Here is a 22,682-nt window from a genome sequence, read left to right as displayed (position 1 = left end):
CAGGACGCGATTTGTGCAACAAAGCCGTTGAAAGGTAGCAGATAGTAAATAGGATCACCGGCTACGCGTAGAGTGGTATCTTATGTGGTATGTATAAGTCGTAGTTGCTTTAATTGCATTATTGTCAAACTCTTAACAGAGTTCGATCGCGGACACCTCCTCCGCCAATCCCCCCCCACCGCAAATCCCGAGCCAACTATAATTTCCACCCTTCGTATGACCGGCGCGACGGCGCGTGTTGTGGCTTGGTACCGCGGTACGATCTCGTAGGTCCAAGATATAGGAACAAAGGTTGGTAGATTGTCCCAGCTGCGCTAGCTCAGTCTCAACGACGACTTGTCACGCGGGTGCGTGACGCCGGAATGGAGAGTGTTTTGATCAATCTGAGATATATCGCGGGGCTGTTGGGCGCGCTGCTGATTTTTGCAGCGCCGGTTTGGGCGCAAGATAAGGAAGAGGCTTGCGATAGCGCGCATTGGTATTGCGTCGAGGCGCTGAATGTCGGCTTGCCCGCTGTGCCGTCGGAGATCGATCGGGAAACTCCGCGCGCCACGATGGAGAGCCTGGTGCGGGCGGTCCGGCGTGATGATTGGGTCGGTGCGGCGCATCTGCTTGATCTGTCGGATATACGGGAAGACCGCCAACAGCAGGTCGGCACCTCGCTGATCCGTCAGCTTGAAACCGTGATCAGCCGAAAGACCGTGATTGATTGGGATAAACTGCTGGACCGGCCCGATGCGCTGGACGCGACGGCGACGTCTGATCGCGCGATGGCGGGGACGCCGCGCAAGTCCTTGCTGTTGTGGACGCTGGATATGGAGGACTACCCTGCCTCGATCCGTCTGAACCGGATCAAGGCGGAGGACGGGGAGCCGGTCTGGGTTTTCTCGCGTCACACCGTGCAAAATATCCCGCGTCTTTACGAGCGCTACGGTCCCGGCCGACTTGAAACGATGCTGCCGGACGTGCTGACACAAAACACTGTTGTCGACCTTGCTCTGTGGGAACTGATTGGTCTGCCAGTTCTGATCGTGCTGGCAATCTATGTGGCGCGTCTGGTCTGGCTTCTGACCAGCTGGGTCGCACAGCGCATACCGTCGCGATTGGCGCAGCAGATGCTAAACTCGGTGCGCGGGCCTGCCTGCGTTGTTGTCTCGACACTGTTTGTGATGGTGCTCGAGGCCAAGATATTCTCGTTTTCGGCAGAGTTGACAACGATATTGGTGCCGACGGCGTGGCTGGGTCTAATCGGTGCGGGGCTGTGGTTTGTGGTCAACTGCGTCGAGGTGATCTTGGATCATCTGACGAAGGTTGAAGAAACCGACCTGACCCTCAAGGAGGAGGTGCACAAGCGCACCACCGCGACCCGTATTTCAGCCGCGCGTCGGGTGTTCGTTGTGGCGGTGGTGCTGGTTGGTGGCGGTATATTCTTGTCGCAAACCAATGTGTTCCAGAACCTTGGGCTAACGCTGTTGGGCACCGCAGGTGCCGTTACGCTGGTTTTGGGCTTTGCCGCGCGTAGCATCCTGAGCAACATCATGTCATCGCTTCAAATCGCGTTGAACGGGTCCGCCAAGATCGGCGACCGGATCGTGTTCAACGATGCGCTGTGTCATGTTGAACGGATCCATTTCACCTATGTCCAACTACGAGACTGGGACGGAACGCGGCTGGTCGTGCCGGTGACTGAATTCGTTTCCACGCCATTCAAAAACTGGACCATGCAGGAGCCCGAAATGCTGCGGATCGTCAAAATTAAGCTTTCTCACGCGGCTGATGTTGATGCGCTCCGCGATGCTTTTGACAAGGTGATCGACGAGATGGAAGATAAATACATTGGTAAACGCGATGACGCTTGCGTGCGGGTCGGCGGGCAGGATGTCTTGGGTATGGAGGTCTGGTTCCTTGTTCCCTGCGCCGATCCCAATACCTCGTGGGAGGCAGCCTGCGATGCACGCGAAGGCATCGTGGCTGAAATTCACAAGCTCGCTGAAAAGCAGGGAGTGGAATATTTTCCGCAAGTTTCGGCAGCAGAGGCCAGCTAGGCGCTGCTACATCACAGGTTGTTCGGCACCCCTAGACATAGAAAAAGCCCCGCTGAATTAGCGGGGCTTTTGTGTGCGTAGGGTGGCGGGCAGGGCCAGCCAACGTCGGCTTAGGCAGCAGCTTTGTTCACGCCGCCAGTTGCAATCTCGGTCATGCGGCGATCGCCGTCATAAGTTTGATCCAGACATTCTTGCAAGACCGCACCGTCTTCGTCTTTGCCCAGACGGTTGGCGAACGCCACGAGGCAGCCGTAACCGGCTAGCGCATAGTGTACCATACGTTGGTACTGCGTGATGATCATCGCGTCGCGCACATCGTCGTCGCCAAAATCTTCGTTCAGGACGTGCGCCTTGGCCTCTGCGACCAGACCTTCCATGCCTTTGCAATGTTCGCCGCTTGGCTTGATGTCATGGGCGTTACAGATTTCGGCAAGCTTTTCCATACCTTCACTGATGCCATTCGACCCCGCGATCAGAGCTTCGGACAGGTCTTTGTCCGTGGCGGCGCGACCAAGTGCGACGACCACATCAAGCGACTGTTTGTTGGCGCTGTACATATCTTGCAGTTGGTCGTGGTACACGTCTTTTAGGCTGTTCATCGACATATCGATCTCCTCTGGGATGTGATTGCATTCGGTGTCAAACGCCGCAGCGTCCGAATGTGTTCCATGCTGTGTTCAGCGATTATTCGCCTCGCGCGTGCCTATATACACCCCCCGATTTTCACCGGCTCGTCGCAGATTTTTTATTGCTTCGGGCGTGTGGGTGCGGAACGAAATTCAGCACCGGCCGTTGGTCCCTCGATGACAGGAACGTGACCAACTAAGGAGAATTCGAATGCATGGAGTTTTTTACCTCATCGGCCTGATCGTGGTCGTTCTCGCCGTTCTCAACCTAGTCGCCTAATCAAAAGGAGCGCACCATGACTGATCACAAAAATAGCAATCCTGCCGGCGCGCAGGACCTGAATGAAAAAGCAAAAGCAACCGCAGCTTCCGCCACGCAAGAGGCGAAAACTCGGGCCAAAGATGTGGCCGATACCGTTGCTTCCGACGCCGCACGCTATGCAGACGACGCCAAGGGTGCCGCTGCAGACGAAGTTAAGGGCGTGGCCAGCGCATTGCGCACTGCAGCCGACGAATTGCGCAGCGGTTCGCCGCAAGAACGTACCTTTAGCCAGCTTGCAGACGGCCTTGCCGATGCATCGGATTCGATGCGCGACAAAGATCTGGGCGAGATGGTTGGTGCTGTCACCGATTTTGCCAAGCGTAACCCGTTTGTCTTTCTAGGTGGTGCCGCATTGGTGGGCTTCGCCGCAACTCGTTTTGCCAAAGCCTCCGAGACGGGTGCCCGTGGTGAGCGCTATGCCTATGAGGGCCGCGACATGGAACGCCCCGTTCCAACCGAGCGTACGCAGGGTCTGAACACCAATGATGTGGCCGCACCTGCCGTGAACACTACCTCGAAGGGGGGCACACAATGACCACCGATCCTAATAAATCCACAGGAAGTTTGCTGAGCGATGCACTGACCCACGTCAGCTCGCTTGTGCGCAGCGAGGTCGATCTGGCCCGTGCCGAGGTGAATGAAAATCTGAAATCAGCGGGCGCTGCCATCGGTTTGATCGTGGGGGCCGTCATTGTTGCTTTGACAGCATTGAACGTACTGACTGCGGCGCTTGTCGCGGCCTTGACCGAGGCAGGCATTCCCGCCGGCTGGTCTGCATTGATCGTCGGCGTTGCCTTTGCCTTGATCGCCTATCTGATGGCGAGCAAAGGCACCAGCGCTCTCAAGCTCAGCAGCTTGGCACCGAGCCGTGCCACTAAAAACGTAAAGCGCGACGCGCAAGCCGTGAAGGAGGTTTACAATGACAAATGATAGCCGCACGCCCGAAGAAATCGAACGCGAGATCGAACGTGAACGCGCCGGACTGACCAACACCTTGGATGATCTGCAAGATAAATTCTCGGTAGAGACAATTGCCCGCCAGTTTTCGGATCAGTTCCGTGAACATGGTGGTGACATTGGACGGTCGGTCACCGACGCGGTGAAGCGTAATCCAATCGCGCTGGCGCTGACCGGGGCAGGGCTGGCATGGCTGATGGCCGGCGACAGAGCCCCGGGCCGTGACCGTATGGGTACACGTGACAGCTATGACCACCGTGATCCGCGCAACCGCACAAACTACTATGGCGATCGCGACGACCACAGTGGTTTGCCCGTCGCCGCACAGCAGCATGGCGTGATCCCCGCAGGACAGCGCCGCGATCTAGGGCCACAGCCCGGTGATCCGTCCAAACCCTACTATTCGGGCGAAGTCGCACGGTCAGGTGATGTGCCATCTTGGGCACGCCATGACGATGACGACGACACCCCCGGTCTGGCACAACGCGCAGGCGACGCCGCATCGCGCGCAGGTGGTCGCGTATCCGGTGCCGCGTCCAGCGCAGGGTCGACCGTTGCGGGCAAGGCGAAAGGAGCCGCAGGTGCGGTGTCTGATGCCGGTCATTCCGTTGCCTCGGGCGCACGCGACTTCACGTCTTCCACCGCTGATCGCGCCGCGCAGCTACGCCGCCGCCTGGCGGAGGGGACCGAGGATCTGTCCGAAGCCGCACGTGAACGCGTGATTGCAGCCCGTGAAAGCGCCGTGCGTGCACGTGCGTCAGCAGCATCCTATGGTCGCGAAGGCCGTGATCGCGCGGTCGATATCTTCGAAGATCAGCCCTTGGTCGTCGGTGCGCTTGCACTGGCCGTCGGGGCCGCCATTGGCGCGGCATTGCCGCGTAGCCGGACCGAAGACCGTTATATGGGTCAGCACCGCGACCAGCTGATGGCCGATGCAGAGCGTATCTTTGCGGAAGAGAAGTCGAAGCTGGGTAAGGTTGCGCAGGCGGCATCGGACGAGGCCAAGAAAGTCTTGCGCGAAACCAAAGAAGATGCGGACGCCGCTGCCCCCGGTTCCTCAGCTGCAGATGCGTTCGTCGAAAAGGCCAAGGCTTCCGGTCAGCGCGTCGTTGACGCGGCAGAGGCCGAGGCAGACAAACAGAAGGTTGGCGACATCAAAAAGTCCTGAGGTCTCGGTTGAACAAATCGAAAAGCCCGCGCTGGTAAGCGCGGGCTTTTTGCATGTCGAACTAAGATTAACGGTGACCCACGCGTGACGAGCTTACGGCAGAATTACCCGAACCCCGGGAATTTCTTGGATACGCGCGAGGTCTTCATCATAGACCTCTGTCATATCCTCGACCAGTTCTTCGGTCCAGTCGGGCATATCCAGCTCTTCTTCAAGCGCGTCATCTATCGCGTATTTATCTAAAAACGCGGCAATCACCCGCTGGTGTTGGGCCGCAGTGATTTCAGGGTGTGCGGCCAGATAAGACGTAAAGCGTTTCATCCCCTCCGGGCGCATAATCGTTTCGAGCAGGTCAAACTCCCCCTTGAGCGGGGTCGTGGCAGGCAGACCCGCCATGTCGCGCATGATATGTCCCCAGATCAGCGGCGCATCTTCGTTGCACCAGACCGTGATATTAATCTCAGGGGCGGAATCGCGCAGCAATCCCAGCGTGTCTGACCAGCGCACATCCAACGGATCCTTGTCGCCCCAGAACTGTGTCGGAGATTTGTCAGCCGCCACATCATAAAGCACTGGCAAAAGCGTTGCCGGATTGCGGATCCCCATAAAGATCTGCAGTTCGTCATCGGGAAACAACTGTGCCATCCGCATCATACGTACAGGGGCGGCGGGATAGAGCATCCCTTCGACAACAGCCGTAGCGGGGGTGCGAAAGAAATTCGCGTCGGAAAAGATCACCCGATCCGCTTCTGACTCCCCCATGACCGCGTCCAGCAGCACATCCCGCGCCCCGTCAGCAGCCGAGGATTTATGCATCGCATTCAACGTATCGCGAAACAAACCGCGGTAGGTGCTGGGGCTTGGCGTATGTGTTCCTGCCTGGGTCAGTAAATCATGGTTAGATTGCAGGCTTTTCAGCAATCTGTCTTCTTCGGTGTAATGGCCACCTGTGTGCAAAATCAACTGCATGAACGCTTTCCCACCCCTACTGGTACCTGCATTCCAATAGCCTTTTGCGGGACTTGTGTAAAACTGCAAAAAATTGACATTTCCCCTCTTGCACGGCCCGCAGCAATCTCTTAAACGCTCCCTCAGTGCCCCTATAGCTCAGCTGGTAGAGCAACTGATTTGTAATCAGTAGGTCCGCGGTTCGAGTCCGTGTGGGGGCACCATATAGATCATGTAAACAATTGATTTTTAGTGGAAAATTGCTTCCGGTGTTGCGTCGTATCCCCCTAAATATCCACCCTTTGAGCATTGATGCCCTTTAGAGCGGCTTACTCCTTGCATGAGTCAATTTACGCTAATTTTCGCCTTTGCATCGTCGGCAATTGCGCCTGCCATGTTTCTAGTTCGGATTAGCTGCACCAGACATATCAGGCCAGCGTTGGGGTGGGCGAAAGGCGAGAGCCGATAAGCTCTCGCTACTAGAACGCAGTGAGATTGCTAAAAAGGCGGCAAAGGTCGTGTCAGTGGATTAGCCGCGATCTAATTTCATTTCTATGGTCTCACCAAACTTGGGATATACCCTATTCAGCTTTCGTTTGAACTCTTCCCACGTTTCAGCGGCTCGAAGTAATGCAATGACGCCTGCGATATGCTCTTTCAGCTGCGGGTGACCTCGCTGCGGATTGAACCATTGGTGGTGCTTATGCGGTCTCCTGCCAGTTTCCGATGTGGGGTTCTTGTCTCGCAACTCTTCTGTAAGGCCGGGTGCTAGCCGGTCATAAACAAAGTCGTCGGTCCATTTTGCGATAACTTGTGGCCTACGAGTATTCCACGGCTCAAACTTCCACCCACGAAGGCGATAAATTTCTCGATAAAAATCAAGAGGAAAAGTTAAAGTCCATTTTTGACGCTCTTTAGCGAGAAACTGGGCAAATATCTTCGCGAGTGCGTCCTTTGCGCGGTCATCCTGATATCCGGTGGCCTCATCAATCAGCGCCGCTACACCAGTGTTTGCTAGGGCAAGCGTTAGGTCTTCGGCCTTTTGCGCTTTCGCTAACTGTTGCTTTTGCAGAGCGCCTGCGGCGCGCGCCCTCAACCAGACGGCGCATACCGCCACTAGAATTTCGGCATCATATCCGCGCACAACACGAGAGCCCTCGACATACTCAATCGGCTTAAGGGGCCCGTCCTCTAAGTCTTTGTGTATGAATGCCTCTAGCTGCCGTGGGGCCAGAAACAGAGGCTTTGTAGCCCCACTGCTTTTCAGGCGTTTAGATGCTCCGCTCCGCCCGCCCAAAATTGCATTCGTGATCCCATTCTCGCTCAACACTCGCTGAATACGCCCATCTGGCCACTCAATGACCGCACATGGCAACCGTGCATCGACAAGGTCGATGTGACTAGAATACCCCTCGACGACTATGGGCATATCAGGGGTTGGGGCTTTGGTGTTTGACCAGCGAGCCTTCGCGGCCTCCGAGGCAATTTTTGATCTCTCTTTCGGGCTAAGGCTTTCCGCCCTAGCGACCCCTCCCGCCGCCCGTCCTTTTTCATTACTATCCATTTTGCAAGCATCCTTTTTTTGTCCATGCTTACATAATTGCCCATTCGGGTGGTTATTTGCAAGCATTAATCGGACTTCATGCTTGCATTATGCTTGGCTTTGACTTGAATGTGAATATTGCGGCAATCACGGAACGTAATGATATCCGCCTCTTGGAGGTCGTCTGAAATTGATATTACTACAATTCCGCGACAACCGAACATTTGCGCATCCTTCCAGCCAGAAACTGGCTGTGTTTTTGCCATGAATAGCCTTCCATCCTGTTATCTGCACGCCATTGGTGCGCGTCTACACCGCAAACCTGCCCCCTTCGACCAACCGCGCCTGTCCCAGTGCGGCAAGGCTTTCCAGCAGGGGTTGCACGGTAGTGGCGCGGCCACGGGCAAAGCGCCGGGCGACCTGTTCGGGTGTTGCACCACCCATGGCGGTCAGGACGGCGCGGACAGCGGCGATCTGTTCGGGTAGGGATTTGGGCCAAGGGTCTTTTGTCACCGCTTCCTTGGGGCCAAGGTCCATAGCGCCTTGTTCGTCTTTGGGCTTGGCTGCGGTGCCAGCAGGGTTCTGATAATCGGGGCGCAGATAGCGGATATGCCCGCGCGCTTCCTCTGCCGCGCGTTCGCGGTTCAGGTCCACCAAGTGGTGCAGGATATCATCGTCGGACAGGTCCGCAGGCCAGCCATAGGCGTCGGCCACGGCGGCATCGATCTGGTCGTGCAGATCGCGCAGGATGCCTACCAGCCCCTGGTCATAAATTTCTTTGTCCTTGCCTTCGATCCGGTCACCGGCGCGCAGCTTTTCCAGCACGTTGTACATCTGAGTGAGGGTCAGCTTGGGGTGGGCCGCTTGGCGGTCCTTGCGGTGCGCGTCGAGCTGTTCTCCAAGGCTGCGCAGATAGGTTTTCTGGGCGTCGGTCAGGTTCGGCAACGGAAAAGGGTCGAAGCATTTTGATTTCGCGTAAACGGGGTCATTGCCTACGCCAAGCCAGCTTCCGGCTGATAGTGACCAAGAGACATGCTGCCGAGACGAAAGCACGGCCAAAATTGAAGCGTCATCAAGTGCAATTGCAACAAGCTTGTTATCTGGCAGTATCTGCCGATCAAGAAATTGAAAGGAGCGATGTTTCGCAGTTTCCACCGTGACGATGTAGCGATTTACAGTTTCCAGCGCTGGCCTGAAAGGAGCAAGCGCTTCACCGAAAATCCACCAATTTCGCTTGCGGCTTTCGCGGTTGTTTTGTTGACGCTCGGGCCAAACGTTATCACGCACATGTTGGTAAACCTTGGGCATGTTACGGCGCACTTGCTCTTCCGTCAGTCCTACAAGGTCAATAACATAAAGTCCTCTTGAAACGCCGAGTAGGTCGCGCCCATTTCGATACTGCTTAATAACTTGGGAGGCCTTTTCATCAACGCCAAGTCCAAGCGCAAAGGCTTGTTCTTCGGTCAAAATAAAACCACCCCCAAAAAGCATCACTCCACGCGTCGAAAGTCCTTCATTGGCCTTCAAAGGCTCTGCCCCCGCCACATCCGCTCCGATGCGGAGATTGGCGAATATCTTGCCCTTCTGGATATCAAACCGTACCAAACGGCCATCGGCCTCGCTTACCCCTTTGACGTCCTCCGTCACGGTCAGCAGTCGCCCCGGCGAGCGGCCCTTTTCGGCCACCGTCATGGCAATACGCACTGCCGCGCCATCGCCCGCATCCACCCAAGGGTGGTCGGGAATGGCATAGGTCAGCGACAGCCCCGTTTTTGGGTCTGCCAGATGCGGTGCCAGCACCTTGCGGTTAAAGGTCTGGCGGAGGGAATTGGTCGTGATCAAGCCGAAACGCCGGGTGCCCTTGGCCGTTGCCGATTTCCAGTCGCGCGCGGCCAATGCGGCCTTTTCCCACCAGAACATGACGAAATCGGCGCTGTGTGGCATTTTCGGATATCCCTTCCACAAGGCTTCGGCATAGCCATCGCCCAAGCTCTCGCGCATCCGGCTCGCCCCGATAAAAGGCGGGTTGCCGACGATGAATTGCGCCTCTGGCCATTTGGCGGGCTGGGGCTTGAGATAGTCCAGCACGGCCGTGCGCGCCTCTGGATCTGGCACCTGTTCGCCCGTGACGGGATGCACGGTGAAGGTCTGCCCGTCCCAGCGGGTGACCGGCTCGCCCGCATCATCCAGCCTCGCTTGGGTGCCCGCATAGGTCAGCACTGCATCGCGGTTTTCGATATTTCGAAAATCGCGCAGGACAGGCTCAGAAGGGCTGGCTTTGCCGTGGGTACGGAAATGCCATTGCAGATAGCCGATCCACAGAACGAGTTCGGCCACCGCCGCCGCCCAAGGGTTTAATTCGATGCCAAGGAATTGGTGCGGGTCCACGGTATGCCCTGCCAGTGATAGTGCGCCCTGATCCTCGCCCAATTCGGCCAGCAGGGCGGTGACTTCGCCTTCCATCCGTTTCATCATTTCAAGGGCCACGTAAAGGAAGTTACCCGATCCGCAGGCCGGGTCCAGCACGCGGATTTCGCATAGGGATGCGTGAAAGGCGCGCACAGCATCGCGGGCTTCATCCTCGCGCCCTTGGGTGGCCAGTGTCACAGCCGCCGCCTGCACATCGCGCCAGTCGCTGCGCAGCGGGTCCATGATGGTTGGCACCACCAGCCGTTCCACATAGGCGCGCGGCGTGTAGTGCGCGCCCAGCTTGTGGCGCTGGCGTTTGTCCAATGCACGTTCTAGCAGGGTGCCGAAAATGGCCGGTTCCACCTCACGCCAATCCTTTTCGGCGGCGTCGATCAGCAGGGACAGTTGCACTTCGGATAGGGGTAGGGCGTCTGCGTCCTTGAACAGGCCCCCGTTGAAGCGCATCAGGTCAATCATCAGGGCTTGGGAAAAGCCGCCGGTGTTCATTGTTTCCCAAAGGCCCTTGAGCGACTGGGCGGCATGTTCAGGATGCCCGCGCAGGCGTTTGAGCAATTTCGTAAAGCTGCCATGCGGGATCAGGTCCACATCTTCGGCAAACATGGTGAACAGGCACCGCATCAGGAAACGCGCGACCGCTTCGGGTTCGTGACCTTGCCCTTCGAAGGATTTGCCTAGTGCCGCCAGTCGGTCGGCTACTTCACGGGTGACCTGCGCGGCAATTTTTGAGGGATCGAGCGCGTGCGGGTCGGTCCAGATCATGCGCAGGCGCTCTTGGGTTTTCGGGTCGCGCAGATCATCCATCGTGATCCGGTAGCGGTTGCCGTCCGGATACTGTGTGTAGCCTTGGCCCTGGCCCGAGAAATCCGCATAGACTTCGATCACATGGCCCACGTCCACAATCAGCAGGAAGGGCGGCCAGCCGTCATCGCGCGACACGGCACGGGCATAGCCGTCGGCCTGCGAACGGGCGCGCAGCATTGTGTCATCCCACCGCCTTGTGCCGCGCGTGCCATGCCCCTTGCGGGTGGCGCTGGGCAAGTCTGGCATAAGGCTGGGCTGGGCATTGGTGTCGGGTTGACTGCCGCCCACGCCCTGCTTGGCTTCCATCACAAAGTGTTTGGCGCGGTAAAGGTCGATAAACCCCCGCGATTGCGTGCCCGTGTGAATAAACGTCACGGGGTGTTCGAAACAATAGGAATTAGCGGCTGCCGTTTCCTTTGCAGGCGCAGGACGTTCAATGCTCAGAGCATCGCATAATTCATTCGCGAACGTCTGGAAATTAGCTCGTTCACTGCCGCCAGAGCATTTCCAGCGGTCGATAAATTCTTCGATCTGCAAAACCCTGCCCCTTTTTGTCCGGGTTCATTCTTGCAACGGTAGTGCGAAGAACGAAAGGGTCTTTGCTATTCAGGCTTTTGCCATTGCCTTGATATGCCGCAACAGTGCCGCTCATTTGGCACGTGCCGTTCCCATTCCGGAAGCCCGCGCCATTCGTCCAGCGACACAATGCGACCGGTCCATGTGCGGGGGCTTCCGTTGATAGCTAGGCCATGTGGGAGAGCATCAGGCTTTGCGACGGGCAGGGCAGTGCGCTGGGCTGGTGTCGCAGAAATCGCTATCGTCGCCGGGTGGCGTCGCTACATCCGCTACAATCGCTACAAAGGGGCGCGGTGTAGCAGATGTAGCGAGTGTACCAGGGGAGCAGGTTTTTCTTTTGCCAAACTCACCCAGCTTTGCGACTTTGGCTTGCGCGTCAAACCACATCGGCACGGCCCGGCACGATGACCCAGGCTTCGGCTCGCGCAGCCCCACGCACTACCGTGCCCGCGTCCAGTCGCACCAACCATCCATGCTTTTCGAGGATGCCCAGCGCTGCCCGTGCCTTTGGTGTCTCACGCAGTGCGTTCGGCCCCATTTGCACCACATCGCGTACCATCACTTCTCGATGCTGCCAGCTTTCCAATAGCCACCGCCGCAGGTTTTCGGCTTTGTCGATTTCTGCAGATACCGTTGCAGCGCTCGCCAGCCGTGAAGCTTCGGACAGGTAATATTTCGCCAGCATGATGGCGTCGGCCATGTCGCTGGGCTGCACCTGACGGGCTTCGAGATCGTGCCACAGGGTCAGCACGCCTGCAATGCGTGCCGCCTGTTCCGCCGCCTTTGATGCCGTCCCGGGGATGTGCGCCAAGTCACCACCGGGTGCTTGCGCAGCTTCAGTTGCGTCGGCAAAGCTTGCCAAGAGTATGCGGGAGTCGGGGGCAAGCCCAAGGACGCGGGGCTGCAATTCGCAGGTGTCCGGGTCCATCGGCATATCTGTGTCGAGGATGGCGTGCAGCCGTGCCCCGAATGCCTCAAGCGCCATGTCATCGCGGCGCGCGTTCGCTTGCATCCGGGTTCCGATGGCGCTGGGCGGTTCGCACATCAGGAAGCGGGGCAAAAAGCCCGTATCCGCCGCAAGCGGGTCAGCCATGAAGCTGCGCGCAACGGTCGGCTGTACCATCAGATGCACGGCCAGGCGTCGCCCGTAGAGCGTCGCGTGTCCATCGCCCGAGCGCGTCCGGCGGATCGGGTTCCCCTGCCAGAGGTCATTCAACGCCGCGAGCGTCTTTTGGCGGTTGTCGCTGTTCATGGCGTGTCCACCCAAGAATTGTCCGCCTTCATCCGAGAAAAGGCCAAGGCTCGGTTGTCCCGTCGCAAAAAGCTTGGTCAGCCCTTCGAAGGTCGGTTCGGTCACAGTTCGGTCAGCTGATGGGGGCGCAGCCGGTTCCGGTCCCAGAGCTTCGAGGTCGGCTTGTGCCGCCGTGCGCTTCTCGCCCTTGGCTCTCTTTGCCTCCGAAAGGATGCGGTCGCGCTCCCCCTTCCAGAGTGCTTGCTTATTGATCCAGCTTTGCATGTCGTCGCGCTGTGCTTTCGCTTTGTCTTGCTCGTGCTTGCGCAGTGGGCTGATCAGCGGGGCATCGCAGGCTGACTTCCGTTCCCCGCTTCGCGCTATGGTCAACGCATAGAGTGACAAGGCCCGTGGTCCGCCGAGCGTTTCAACATCGGCGAAGCCCTGCACGGCCAGTGACGCCACTGCTAGCGCCGATTGTGCCGGGATCGCGAGTGGGGCTTGTGTGATACCTTGCACCGCCTCAACGGCCTCGCGCAGCGGCCCCAGAGCGTGTACGGGATAGGCCGCGCCGAGGGCAATTTCGCGCACGAGCGGTTGTGGTCCTTCGGGCGTGTATTGAATTGCTTGGGGCGCTTTCATGCGGCTTCCCCTTTCATGGTCAGAATGTCGTTCCAGTCGCGGCCAACAGGGGCAGGCAAAAGCGATACCTGCCAGCCCAATGCGTGAGCGCGTGCGGCCAATGCGTTTGCGGCTTCACGGCCTGCCGTGTCGCCATCGGGGGCGATGGTCAGCCGCCCTGGCGTGTCGGGAAGGTGCGCGCCACGCATCCCCGATGTAGACAGCGCGGCCCAGACGGTCGCAGGGGTACGCAACAGCCCGCTGGAGAGGCTCAACGCGGTTTCAATGCCTTCTGCCACCACAAGGGGGCCAGTGTCATCAGACAGGCGCACGGCCCCCCCCTTTACCGCGCCAAGCATTGCTTTTGGTGGGGTTACATCGGCCTTGCGGCTGCCATCATCTCGAAGGTAGGTACGATGCACGGCAAAGCCTGCGCCTCCCTCTACCAATGCCACCAAAGCGGGATAGCATTTGCCTGAGAGATGCCAGCATTGTGGGTCAAAGCGCAGGATTTCGGGGAGTGCGCAGGAAATGCCCCGTCCCCTAAGATAATTTTCGGCAACAGTGCCAGCGATGGGCCGCGCGCCCAACCATACCCGCTGCGCCTGTTGTGCGCGCTTTGCATCTGCTTTGCGCTGTTCTGCCGCGCGCTGAGCAATGAGTGCTCGATCAGGTGGCGTGTAGGTGCCCTGCGTGATGCCCGCCGTTGTCGTAATGTCGCGATAGTTGCAACCAGTCTTCTTGCAATGCAACAACAGCTCGCCGCCACTGCCATCAGCCAAGGTCAGCGCGTTCTGTGTCTTGCGACCCTCGAATTGGCAAACAGGACATGGAGCGCAACCGTAGCGGCCATACCATTTCCCGTGAAGGGTTTGGGTCAGGTGCTTTGCATCCATCATTACATAGCCCCCCAGATCAAGACAGCCAATGCGTGTGCCTGCGCTTCGGTCAGCCCATGAGCACGCATTAGGAAAGCGAATTGAAGTTTGGTCGCACCGGCCCCCCAGTTACGGCCGAGGGAGACGCCAGAGCGCAAAGCATTCCGTGCATGACGCCCTACATGATCGCGTTCCGGCGCTTCGGTGATGGTTTCGATTTCAAAGCCCATGCCGCGCAAGGAAAGGTCATAAGCCGCCATGCGTGGTGACGGTTTGTCGATAGACTTACAGCCCATAGCGCCCGCTTTACGCAACTGGTTGAGGGCCCATTGCACACAGCCAGAAACAACAATGGCAAGAGCGCAGTCAACCTTTGTACTGCCAGTGTATGGGGTGCCACCGGTGTGGCGCGCTGGTTTACGTTGTGCTACGATTTGGGTGTCAGCCGCTACCGCTTGGCAATTTACCCGGCCCGGTTCCTGCGCCAACAGGACCCGGGCCTCCTCTTTTCCGCCGCTCATATTAAGCAACCTTGTCGCGCAGATTGCGCAGATGGGCGTCGAGTTCGCCCTCTGGCCAGTAAAGCCGCCCGCCCAATTTCAAAGGCTTTGGCAATCGCCCAGAGGCCATGTCATTGTAAATTGCCGCACGGGACCGGTTACCCAGCTTTATGCTGACCTCATTAAGGGTCAGATACTTTTCGGTCTGTGGATTGTTTGACATAACGTGCCGTCCTTTTTGCTTTGAGGACGGAACGCAGTCGTGACGTTGCTCGCCCCCGAGGGGAAAGCCCCAAATGGGGCAACGAGCGCACGTCATGCGCGCTTATAGGAAAGACGTTAACAAACGGAAAGAGCCAGCGCAAGCTATAGTGGCGCACAAATATACACTCACTACATGTTGTTGGTTTAGCCTGATAGGGGATTTGACGCAGAGTAGCAGGTGTAGCAATTGTAGCAGGGGGGTGAGACTAAATTGCTCGCTCTGCCTCTTGCGAGCATAGCGCGGTGCCTTCCGAAGCCTTAGTCCGCCGCCTTCTGCGGCTGCGCCCTCACATATGCTTTGTACCCTTCGATAGCGACTGCCTTGGTTACAGCGTCGGCCTGGGGGTCCATCATGACGCCGATCATCCCGTCCACCAAAGCGTTAGGCGGTGCCACTTCGGCCCCAGCCTTGGTGACCCCAAAGCGCCAAAGCTTGCACATGCCAACGAGCTCGCCCCCCTTTGGTGAGAGTGGCTTAACTACGTCCCCATACCACCGGATATGGTCATCATAGTTGTCAAAGTGTGGATGGACGATTCTGTAGTGCTTTGACTGATCAGAAAATGACTTGCGCCTAGGATTGGTGCGGACTTCATCTTCTCCTTTGGCGATGTTGCAGTCCTTGCATGATGCCGCCAGATTGCATGGCTCAAACATGAAGTGTGGCGCGACACTCTTGGCGATAATGTGCTCACCGTCCCAGACCGCCTTGTTGTCAGTCGGGTACTCGCGTCCACAATAACAGCATCGGCGGTTCTGCTCGGCGATATAATGATCTTTGATCTCCGCACGGACAGCATTCATGGCGACATCGCCCCAGTGATTGTGGTCCTTTTGCCCAGACTCAAGTGCATTGAAAGTATCAACCAGTGCTTGGCACGCTGCGCCGTATTTAATTGGATTCATGACTGCGTCTCAGTCCCTGCGTCCCTCGCAGCTTCTTCTACATTTTTAATCAGTTCAGCTGCCGGATCGTCTGGCTCCAACTCGGTAGCAAATTTACGCAAATCAGCAAGCGCTTCCTCAAAAGCCTTGGTATTCACATCCCCGTTTGCGATCATACGTAGCGCAGTGACGACACGGTCTCGGACGTGAAGATTGTTTGAAGTCGGCGCACCGAAGACTTCAGCCAGGAGATAGTCTGCCGATTGTCCCTGCAGTTCCTTGGTAGATGGCAGCTTTTCTTGGTCGAGCGAGATTACTTCGGCATGATCAGGCAACTCGGAGATCACCATGGGTGAGTGCGTTGCCACTACGAAGTGACAACCATGGTAACGAGCGAAAGTGCGCAGCAGCAAATCGATGTACTTCACCTGCCACTCGGGATGCAGGCTGAGTTCTGGCTCATCGATGAGCACCAAACTGCCGTTCTCGATGACAGATGCGAGCGCGATAAGCGCAGAGACCATGCTCAGCTGACCTGAACTTGCCTGAAGAAGGTCGGTCGGACCGCCGTCCTTGAGCTCAATTTCAACGCCAGACATACTAAGGAGGCCTGCTCGGCGTAACGGCTGTAGATCAAGAAACAAGGGATCCTGAAATCCGGTCTCTAGGTCTGCGTGCGTTTCGATACGGTTTCCTTTAGCTTCCCTGAGAACAAGTTTTGCTAGCAATTGCAGGGTGGATGACGAAATGCCGCTTCGAGAAATATCTTCTAGCAGACGCCTTTTCGTATAAGACATCTCGCCATCGGCGTAAGGATCGAGCCCGCTCGCAATATCATGGAGCATGGACCTTTCTCTGAATCGGTAGATAACGTTAACCATCGGTCTCATGCCGAGAAATTCGAACACTGCACCAATGTTACTCAATCTGAGAGAACTGTTATCTGTTGTATCGAACAGGCTGCTTAAGGAGCGGAACAAAAGCGTCCGGATTGATGCCTTCCCGAAATTATCGCGCAGACCGAGATATTGGTACATTGATGATGCAGCATCAACTTGAACCACCGAGCGATGTAAGATTCGGGGTAGTGGGAACTTGTCAAATGGGCTGATGGTCAGCGCGACTATCCGCTTGGGTAAAGGAAGATCTCTTGGAGAAACTTCGTTACCGTTCACCTGAATGCTAATCGAATGACGCCCTGTCTTCACGACCGTGCAGTGATTGCCATCCACGCGATAGACCAGAAGTTCCAGCGGCAGGTCATCCCTGATCTTTTGTCTCTTACCTAGATGCAACTCTTCGAGGCGCAGGAATGTCTGAACGATTGCGCTTAAGAGATGGGATTTACCAGCTCCGTTTTTTCCGATGACTGCCGTCAGATGTTCGTGCTGTTCGCCGATAACATGAGGCTTGCGTTCGAAAACTGCATGAGGATTAATGTATGGGCGGTCCTTGCGTCGCCATGGCATCTCCACACGTACATCAGCTGTGCGCGCTTCCAGTAGCTGAAAGTCATTATCGGCGTACATAGACCGTTCCCCAGGTTAAGCTTCAGAAACTCTTCAGAGTTCTATCTGCCATGTCGAGGTCTATTTCGGTTTGACGGCCAGCTGCTGACTAAATGTGCTTCCGCAACCACTTCTTGCGATAGGCATGAAATGCCTGAAGCAGTCGGCTTGGCTTGCAGATACTCGCTCCAAAACCCATGGTGTCAGCCCTGCAAGATTTGAGGCATAGGGCCGGGACCGGACGTACACCGCGCCTGGCAAGAAGGTGGGCTCAGTGCCGAGAAAGTCAGTTGAGGTCACTACAACGGAGGTCCGGAAAGGGCTGCATAGCTGACACTCCCACCATGGCACGAGCAGCTGGGACGCTCCAAGAACTGGCGGGTATTTCATGTCAGGCGCACTACAAAGGGTTTTACTCAGATGTTGAAAAAAGTTAACATTAGGTATGGGACGACCGCCTAGCTTCATCGCTCAAATTATTAAGGCTGCTCGGGCCAACTCCTCAGAGCCAGAGCGCCCTTGGTGGCGTGTATGTTCATTCACATCGGGATGGCATGAAAGCAAACAGCGAGCCTGCGTTCATTGCTTAGAGCTCGGCTGTGAGCGCCTGAGAGAGATCGGCCTCGATGAGCAGCGTCAACCTCTGCCTAGAAACCAACGTCCGAGCTGCGATGCTAAGCTAAGAAACGGTGCTGCGTGTAAAGCAAAGGTTGTCCCCGGAAAACGACGCTGCCGGTCCCATGGAGGGCTCTCGACGGGGCCAAAGACGCCCGAAGGTCGGGATCGCATTGCGGCATCCCAGCGTCATAGATGGGCTGCGTGGCGAGCAAACGATCCACCTATTGAAAACTGAACGATCCGTCGCCTTGTTCAAAACTTCAGTCCGCTGAACTGCGCGCTCGATTACCGCCCGATCTGTCTGCCTTCGAGGGTCGATTGTTCTTAAGATATGGGTTCGCTCTAGTTGAATGCGGTCACGTTTTCGATCGGTATGTTTTTTTCTCTGACTTAAGGTCTGCTTTGAAAGGGGTGTGTTGCGCTAGGTGCAGAGCACCAGTTGGGTGTGGCTTACCCTCTATGCAGGGTTATCCGGTTTCATCAATCTACCGTCTTGAAGGCTATGACCTTCTGAGCACCGCCGGTAACAAAAGCAGTCCAGCGATCGGCTAGCTCAGTGCGCTGTTCCAGATAGTCGGTGCGCCGATAGGCGCGCACCACACTGCTATCCACAACATGCGCCAACATCGCTTCTGCTACTTCATGCGTTGCGTCGGTCGCTTCGGCTAACCAGGTGCGCAGGCTTGTACGAAAGCCGTGGGGTCGCGCTTCCAGTCCGCGCCGCTGCATCATACGCGAAAGGGTCATGTCGCTAATCACGCCGGCCCGCGTATTCGGAAACAACAAGCCGTCTCGGGCGTGCGGGCGTGCTAGGTCAATCACGCGCAGGGCTTCTGCCGACAAAGGCACACGAAAATCAGCAGTCGCACCTTTGCGGCCCTTCATCGCTTCGGCTGGCACAGTCCACACATGGCCTTCGATTTGATCTAGCCGCAAATTGCGGAGCGGTCCTGAACGAACGCCGGTCAGGATAAGCAAGCGCAGCGCCAGATGTGTTAGCGTCGGTTCGTCAAGGCTGGCATAAAAGTCAGGCACGTCGCGCCAATCCATCGCTGGGATGTTCTTAGGCACGTGCCGGGTTTTCCCCAGCAACGCCTTCGCCTTGTCGGTCGCCTGCAAGTCCACATCCAAGCCAAGCGCCGCCGCGTGCTTCATCACGATTGAAAGGCGGTTTATAGCTTTGCGCGCAGTGTCAGCCTTTGTGTGCCAGATGGGGGCCAGCGTGTCGCGAATGTCACGCTGGTCGATGTCGGTTACCGGCACTTTGCCAAGCTTCGGCAGAACGTGAATGGTCAGAGGGGACAACCACCGACCCGCCGTTCCGTCGCCTTTGAGTTCTGCCTTGCGCGCTTCGAATGCATCGGCGGTCAGAATTGCCAGCGATATATCTTCGCGCCGCGCGGCCCGTTCTTCGGCTTCCCTTTCCTTGATAGGGTCGCGACCTGCTGCCGCTACATCTCGCCACCGCGAAGCTTGCTTGCGGGCTTCAGCCAGCCCGAGCGATGGGAAGCCACCCAAGCCCATCTCGCGGCGTCTGCCGTGAACGGTAACACGCAGCACCCACTGCGCCCCGCCATCTTCACGCTTCACCAGCCATAGTCCAGCGCCGTCGCAATGCTTTCCCACTGGTGCGGATTTGACGAATTGGGCCGAAAACCTATTTTGCGCCCTCATTTCTTATCCCCCTAATTATCCACCTTACATTAGTGGATAAGGATGGACACAACAAGGCACGACAGGACAGGCGTGGTCTTATTTCTAGGGGCCTATGATCAATGATAGACAAACAAAAACATTTTAAAACAATGGCTTGGTTCCGTGTGGGGGCACCACTTTTTCCTTATATTTAGTAGATTTAGTCGCCGTGGCGCGCAAGCGTGGCGTATTTGCGGCGCATCTTGTGACGGCCCTGGTTGGCCTTGTTCTTTTGGGGCTAATGTTTGCGATGCACCATGGGCAAGACGTTGTTTTGGCGCCTCATTCGGGCAAACTCCTGATCTGCATCTTTTATGCAGGAGGGGCAGATCGAATAGCTTTTGGCAAAATTACCTGGGTCCTTCGGGGTGCGTAGATCGATCCATTTCTCTCCGATCTGAAAGGCGCAGCAAATGGAACATCTCGTGGTGTCGTAAAAGGTATCGAACGCGCCAGCGGTGGCGGTGGGGTGGCTCGCAACGGAATGGACCAACATGCTGCCCAAGGTCAGGCTGTGATCCGGCGAGGGCCAGACTGTCAGCCGAAAAAGCCGGCGCATATCGGGCCCGTCGCAGCGATAGAGGATGCTGAACAGCTGCTGTTCCATCCGACAGGTCTGCAAGACGCCGAACAGATAGGCGCGGGTATTATCGCCTTCGATAAAATCCCATACCTCGCGTCCGATCACCCGGGCAGATGTCGCCCCCGGTGCATCATTTTCAAGCGCGAATTGATCCCATTCAGACCCGACTGAAACGATGCGGTTCTGGCCATCCACGACATAACTGTTCGCTTGGAGATCCAAAAAGAAATCCTTTGAGACAAATTTAAAGTCGAAAAAAGCTAATCGTTAATCTGTCTGGTATACCCGAAATCCTTCACAAGACCAAATTTTTATCTTTAGAGTTTGATCTATCTGGGCCAGCTGACCGTCAAGCGCGCTTTTATAGAGTGCTGACAGTATCCCGCGGCAGGGTCAGGCTAAAGGTGCTGCCGACGCCAAGTTCGCTATCCATCGACAGCGATCCGCCGTGAAGCGTGGCCAATTGTTCAGAGATCGCCAAACCCAGCCCCAATCCGCCATTCTGCCGCGTCATCGACCCGTCAACTTGCTGGAACCGCTGAAAGACGCGCCGTGCATCGGCCTTGGAAATGCCGTTACCGGTATCGCTGACGCTGAACACAATCTTGTCGTTTGAATGGAGCATCGACAAGTTGACCTTGCCCTCATTGGTGAATTTGATGGCGTTGGTGATCAGGTTATACAAGATCTGTTTGACCCGAACCTTATCGGCGATTGTCGCAACGGGGCCGTCACCAATGTAGGTTAACGTCAGCCCCTTGGCCTCTGCAGCGGGCTGCAGTTCTTGGGTCACGGAACGGGCGATTTCATCAAGCTGGATCGGGGCCATATCCAGTTCAAGCTGACCGCGAGAGACTTTGGTCCAATCCAGCAAATCTTCGACCAGACGGATCATATGCTGCGCGGACTCGGCGATGCCAGCGCCTTGATCGGTCATAAAGCGCTGGTAGTCGCGTGCGGCGCCGGCGGCCACAGGGCAGCCCGTGCCATCGGCCTCGAGCGCATCCATAAGACGCTGAGATTGGGGCATTTTATCGCTGTGGCGCATGAAAGAGGCGCGGCCAAAAATGACCGTCAGCGGCGTGCGCAGCTCGTGTGACACGTTGTTGAGGAATTCGGTTTTTTCACGGTCGGCTGCTTCGGCTGCTTCCTGAGCGCGCTTTTCGGCCGTTACGTCCGTCCAGATGCCAACGGTATAGCCATGGGGCGTCTTGGCCTCGGTCACTTTAAGCCAGCAGTCATCACCGGTGTCTTGCAAAAAGGCGCTGCCCGGATTGCGAAAACTCTGCAGGCGGTCGCGGATCCAAGCCTGTTTGCTGGCCGTGTCTTCAAAGTGATCAGACCGGTCGACCCAATGCATGACGAGCTCTTTCATCGTGGCACCGGGGACGATCAGATCAGCAATCTGAGGGTGGTAGTCGCGGTATTTCTGGTTCACCACCATCACCCGTTCCTTGGCATCAAATGCGATGAACCCTTCATTGATCGCGCCCACGGCTTCGGACAACAGCGCATGGGCGTTGGCTTGCTCCAGCGCCATGCGGCGAAAGGCGAGCAGGACACCCAGTAGAAATATGGCGGCAATGAGGGCAAAACCCACCAGATTCCGGCTTTGAGGTGAATAGGCGGGCCAGCCTCCGGCGGGGCGGACGGCGGCCTCCCAAGTGACACCAAGGACATTAAACGTGGTGACCACCGGCTTGTCCTTCAGCTTGGTCAGCCGGTGATCGGGCAGGGCCTCTACCAAGCCGGAGGCTTTAAGCGGATAGAGTTCAAAACTGTATTGGGCGGGGTCAGAGAAATCACGCTGCGGGGTTTGCAGCAGGCCTTTTTGATCCATCACAACAGAGATCACGCCCCAGAATTGATCGGTCGACAGCTCGGCATTGGGCAGGAAAACCGGATAATGCATGATATAGCCTGTGCCCCCTTGGACAAGGTCGACGCGGTCATCGATCACGGGCGCGCGGGTGCGGTATGCTTGCGCCACACTGGGCATTTGTGCGTGCAGCTGCGAATAATTCATTCCGATGGTCACGCGGTTATCCGTTTGCGGAAAACTGTGTGTAATCGATAGGTTAGGGGCTAAAGCTACGGCAATTACATCGGGGTTATGGCGTTGAAGATCGCGCACGGTACGGGCGATCTGGCGTTCGTCAATCTCGCCGTCAATCGCAAGCGAATTCTCGATGTTCTTGGCGACGAGAACCGCCTCGAAGAAGCGCAGCTGGATTTGATCGGTGACGGAATTTAGCTCCTGTTCGACATCGAGACGCAGGGCGGCCAGATGATTGTCGCGGTCGAGCTTAACGATAGAATAGGCGATGCTGCCGACGCTAACGAGCAGGATAATCGTCAGGACGATAAAGACCTTAGAGGCAAGATACCCCGTAAATTTGTTAAGCAAACCACCACCCTCATTCGTCCAAGCTGCGCGGTGCCCGACTTTGTGTCGATGTCTTCGCGGCTTGGCTTGATCCTCG

General features: G+C 56.9%; 19 protein-coding genes and 1 tRNA gene. 6 read left to right on the top strand and 14 right to left on the bottom strand.

Features of this window, described 5'->3' with window-relative positions:
• Positions 1–374 precede the first annotated feature (374 nt).
• Positions 375–2,045 carry a mechanosensitive ion channel family protein gene (locus BLQ98_RS14130; RefSeq protein WP_244148437.1) on the top strand — a complete coding sequence of 557 codons (1,671 nt, stop codon included), beginning with the start codon at positions 375–377 and terminating at the stop codon, positions 2,043–2,045.
• A 110-nt stretch (positions 2,046–2,155) separates the two neighbouring features.
• On the opposite strand, the gene BLQ98_RS14125 is transcribed toward BLQ98_RS14130, so the two are convergent.
• Positions 2,156–2,650 carry a ferritin-like domain-containing protein gene (locus BLQ98_RS14125; RefSeq protein WP_093733955.1) on the bottom strand — a complete coding sequence of 165 codons (495 nt, stop codon included), beginning with the start codon at positions 2,648–2,650 and terminating at the stop codon, positions 2,156–2,158.
• 317 nt (positions 2,651–2,967) lie between these two features.
• Here BLQ98_RS14125 and BLQ98_RS14120 point away from each other — a divergent pair, with 317 nt between their 5' ends.
• Genes BLQ98_RS14120 through BLQ98_RS14110 form a run of 3 tightly spaced genes read left to right on the top strand, consistent with a single transcriptional unit; the run spans position 2,968 to position 5,118 of the window.
• Positions 2,968–3,528 (top strand): hypothetical protein, encoded by a 561-nt coding sequence (locus tag BLQ98_RS14120; RefSeq protein WP_093733954.1) that lies wholly within the window; start codon positions 2,968–2,970, stop codon positions 3,526–3,528.
• Complete coding sequence (locus BLQ98_RS14115; protein WP_093733953.1) at positions 3,525–3,923, top strand: phage holin family protein; 399 nt, start codon at positions 3,525–3,527, stop codon at positions 3,921–3,923. Before BLQ98_RS14120 ends, BLQ98_RS14115 begins: the two co-directional genes overlap by 4 nt.
• Positions 3,913–5,118, top strand: a complete 1,206-nt coding sequence (locus BLQ98_RS14110) for a DUF3618 domain-containing protein (protein ID WP_093733952.1) — start codon at positions 3,913–3,915, stop codon at positions 5,116–5,118. The genes BLQ98_RS14115 and BLQ98_RS14110 overlap by 11 nt, the downstream gene beginning before the upstream one ends.
• A 93-nt stretch (positions 5,119–5,211) precedes the next feature.
• Here BLQ98_RS14110 and BLQ98_RS14105 read toward each other — a convergent pair whose 3' ends face one another.
• Complete coding sequence (locus tag BLQ98_RS14105) at positions 5,212–6,087, bottom strand: hypothetical protein (RefSeq protein ID WP_093733951.1); 876 nt, start codon at positions 6,085–6,087, stop codon at positions 5,212–5,214.
• A 127-nt stretch (positions 6,088–6,214) separates the two neighbouring features.
• Here BLQ98_RS14105 and BLQ98_RS14100 point away from each other — a divergent pair.
• A tRNA-Thr gene (locus tag BLQ98_RS14100) sits at positions 6,215–6,290 on the top strand.
• A gap of 305 nt (positions 6,291–6,595) precedes the next feature.
• On the opposite strand, the gene BLQ98_RS14095 is transcribed toward BLQ98_RS14100, so the two are convergent.
• The 9 genes from BLQ98_RS14095 to BLQ98_RS14060 all read right to left on the bottom strand — a co-directional run bounded on the left by BLQ98_RS14095 (position 6,596) and on the right by BLQ98_RS14060 (position 17,324).
• Positions 6,596–7,630: a P63C domain-containing protein gene (locus BLQ98_RS14095; protein WP_167354551.1), complete on the bottom strand. Its 1,035-nt coding sequence runs from the start codon at positions 7,628–7,630 to the stop codon at positions 6,596–6,598.
• Between the two features lie 65 nt (positions 7,631–7,695).
• Complete coding sequence (locus BLQ98_RS18110; protein WP_141135341.1) at positions 7,696–7,875, bottom strand: hypothetical protein; 180 nt, start codon at positions 7,873–7,875, stop codon at positions 7,696–7,698.
• 43 nt (positions 7,876–7,918) lie between these two features.
• On the bottom strand, positions 7,919–11,377 hold the full coding sequence (locus tag BLQ98_RS14090; RefSeq protein ID WP_093733949.1) for a class I SAM-dependent DNA methyltransferase: 3,459 nt from the start codon (positions 11,375–11,377) through the stop codon (positions 7,919–7,921).
• 415 nt (positions 11,378–11,792) lie between these two features.
• A complete protein-coding gene (locus BLQ98_RS14085) occupies positions 11,793–13,289 on the bottom strand; it encodes a YfjI family protein (protein WP_093733948.1) in 1,497 nt (498 codons plus the stop codon).
• A complete protein-coding gene (locus tag BLQ98_RS14080; protein WP_093733947.1) occupies positions 13,286–14,167 on the bottom strand; it encodes a DUF7146 domain-containing protein in 882 nt (293 codons plus the stop codon). Before BLQ98_RS14080 ends, BLQ98_RS14085 begins: the two co-directional genes overlap by 4 nt.
• Complete coding sequence (locus BLQ98_RS14075; protein ID WP_093733946.1) at positions 14,167–14,667, bottom strand: winged helix domain-containing protein; 501 nt, start codon at positions 14,665–14,667, stop codon at positions 14,167–14,169. The genes BLQ98_RS14080 and BLQ98_RS14075 overlap by 1 nt, the downstream gene beginning before the upstream one ends.
• Before the next feature lies 1 nt (position 14,668).
• A complete protein-coding gene (locus BLQ98_RS14070) occupies positions 14,669–14,869 on the bottom strand; it encodes a helix-turn-helix transcriptional regulator (RefSeq protein WP_093733945.1) in 201 nt (66 codons plus the stop codon).
• A 299-nt stretch (positions 14,870–15,168) separates the two neighbouring features.
• Positions 15,169–15,816, bottom strand: coding sequence for an HNH endonuclease (locus BLQ98_RS14065; RefSeq protein WP_093733944.1), 648 nt, complete (start codon positions 15,814–15,816; stop codon positions 15,169–15,171).
• Positions 15,813–17,324, bottom strand: a complete 1,512-nt coding sequence (locus BLQ98_RS14060) for an AAA family ATPase (RefSeq protein ID WP_093733943.1) — start codon at positions 17,322–17,324, stop codon at positions 15,813–15,815. Before BLQ98_RS14060 ends, BLQ98_RS14065 begins: the two co-directional genes overlap by 4 nt.
• 424 nt (positions 17,325–17,748) lie before the next feature.
• On the opposite strand from BLQ98_RS14060, the gene BLQ98_RS18595 reads away from it, so the two are divergent.
• Positions 17,749–18,156 carry an HGGxSTG domain-containing protein gene (locus BLQ98_RS18595; RefSeq protein ID WP_279614922.1) on the top strand — a complete coding sequence of 136 codons (408 nt, stop codon included), beginning with the start codon at positions 17,749–17,751 and terminating at the stop codon, positions 18,154–18,156.
• Positions 18,157–18,401: 245 nt separating this feature from the next.
• Here BLQ98_RS18595 and BLQ98_RS14055 read toward each other — a convergent pair whose 3' ends face one another.
• From BLQ98_RS14055 to BLQ98_RS14045, 3 genes are all read right to left on the bottom strand, one after another.
• On the bottom strand, positions 18,402–19,595 hold the full coding sequence (locus BLQ98_RS14055; protein ID WP_093733942.1) for a tyrosine-type recombinase/integrase: 1,194 nt from the start codon (positions 19,593–19,595) through the stop codon (positions 18,402–18,404).
• 259 nt (positions 19,596–19,854) lie between these two features.
• On the bottom strand, positions 19,855–20,421 hold the full coding sequence (locus tag BLQ98_RS14050; RefSeq protein WP_093733941.1) for a hypothetical protein: 567 nt from the start codon (positions 20,419–20,421) through the stop codon (positions 19,855–19,857).
• 139 nt (positions 20,422–20,560) lie between these two features.
• Positions 20,561–22,606: an ATP-binding protein gene (locus tag BLQ98_RS14045; RefSeq protein WP_093733940.1), complete on the bottom strand. Its 2,046-nt coding sequence runs from the start codon at positions 22,604–22,606 to the stop codon at positions 20,561–20,563.
• Positions 22,607–22,682 lie beyond the last annotated feature (76 nt).

The sequence above is a fragment of the Sulfitobacter litoralis genome (assembly GCF_900103185.1).
Lineage (GTDB): Bacteria > Pseudomonadota > Alphaproteobacteria > Rhodobacterales > Rhodobacteraceae > Sulfitobacter > Sulfitobacter litoralis.
The sequence above is the reverse complement of the archived record's forward strand: the minus strand, read 5'-3'. Positions and strand labels throughout refer to the sequence as shown.

Bases quoted from the DNA above. Each gene is read 5' to 3' on its own strand.
- BLQ98_RS14125 (WP_093733955.1), bottom strand. From the start codon at position 2,650: ATGTCGATGAACAGCCTAAAAGACGTGTACCACGACCAACTGCAAGAT.
- BLQ98_RS14120 (WP_093733954.1), top strand. From the start codon at position 2,968: ATGACTGATCACAAAAATAGCAATCCTGCCGGCGCGCAGGACCTGAAT.
- BLQ98_RS14115 (WP_093733953.1), top strand. From the start codon at position 3,525: ATGACCACCGATCCTAATAAATCCACAGGAAGTTTGCTGAGCGATGCA.
- BLQ98_RS14110 (WP_093733952.1), top strand. From the start codon at position 3,913: ATGACAAATGATAGCCGCACGCCCGAAGAAATCGAACGCGAGATCGAA.
- BLQ98_RS14105 (WP_093733951.1), bottom strand. From the start codon at position 6,087: ATGCAGTTGATTTTGCACACAGGTGGCCATTACACCGAAGAAGACAGA.
- BLQ98_RS14095 (WP_167354551.1), bottom strand. From the start codon at position 7,630: ATGGATAGTAATGAAAAAGGACGGGCGGCGGGAGGGGTCGCTAGGGCG.
- BLQ98_RS18110 (WP_141135341.1), bottom strand. From the start codon at position 7,875: ATGGCAAAAACACAGCCAGTTTCTGGCTGGAAGGATGCGCAAATGTTC.
- BLQ98_RS14085 (WP_093733948.1), bottom strand. From the start codon at position 13,289: ATGAAAGCGCCCCAAGCAATTCAATACACGCCCGAAGGACCACAACCG.
- BLQ98_RS14080 (WP_093733947.1), bottom strand. From the start codon at position 14,167: ATGATGGATGCAAAGCACCTGACCCAAACCCTTCACGGGAAATGGTAT.
- BLQ98_RS14075 (WP_093733946.1), bottom strand. From the start codon at position 14,667: ATGAGCGGCGGAAAAGAGGAGGCCCGGGTCCTGTTGGCGCAGGAACCG.
- BLQ98_RS14070 (WP_093733945.1), bottom strand. From the start codon at position 14,869: ATGTCAAACAATCCACAGACCGAAAAGTATCTGACCCTTAATGAGGTC.
- BLQ98_RS14065 (WP_093733944.1), bottom strand. From the start codon at position 15,816: ATGAATCCAATTAAATACGGCGCAGCGTGCCAAGCACTGGTTGATACT.
- BLQ98_RS14060 (WP_093733943.1), bottom strand. From the start codon at position 17,324: ATGTACGCCGATAATGACTTTCAGCTACTGGAAGCGCGCACAGCTGAT.
- BLQ98_RS18595 (WP_279614922.1), top strand. From the start codon at position 17,749: ATGGGACGACCGCCTAGCTTCATCGCTCAAATTATTAAGGCTGCTCGG.
- BLQ98_RS14055 (WP_093733942.1), bottom strand. From the start codon at position 19,595: ATGAGGGCGCAAAATAGGTTTTCGGCCCAATTCGTCAAATCCGCACCA.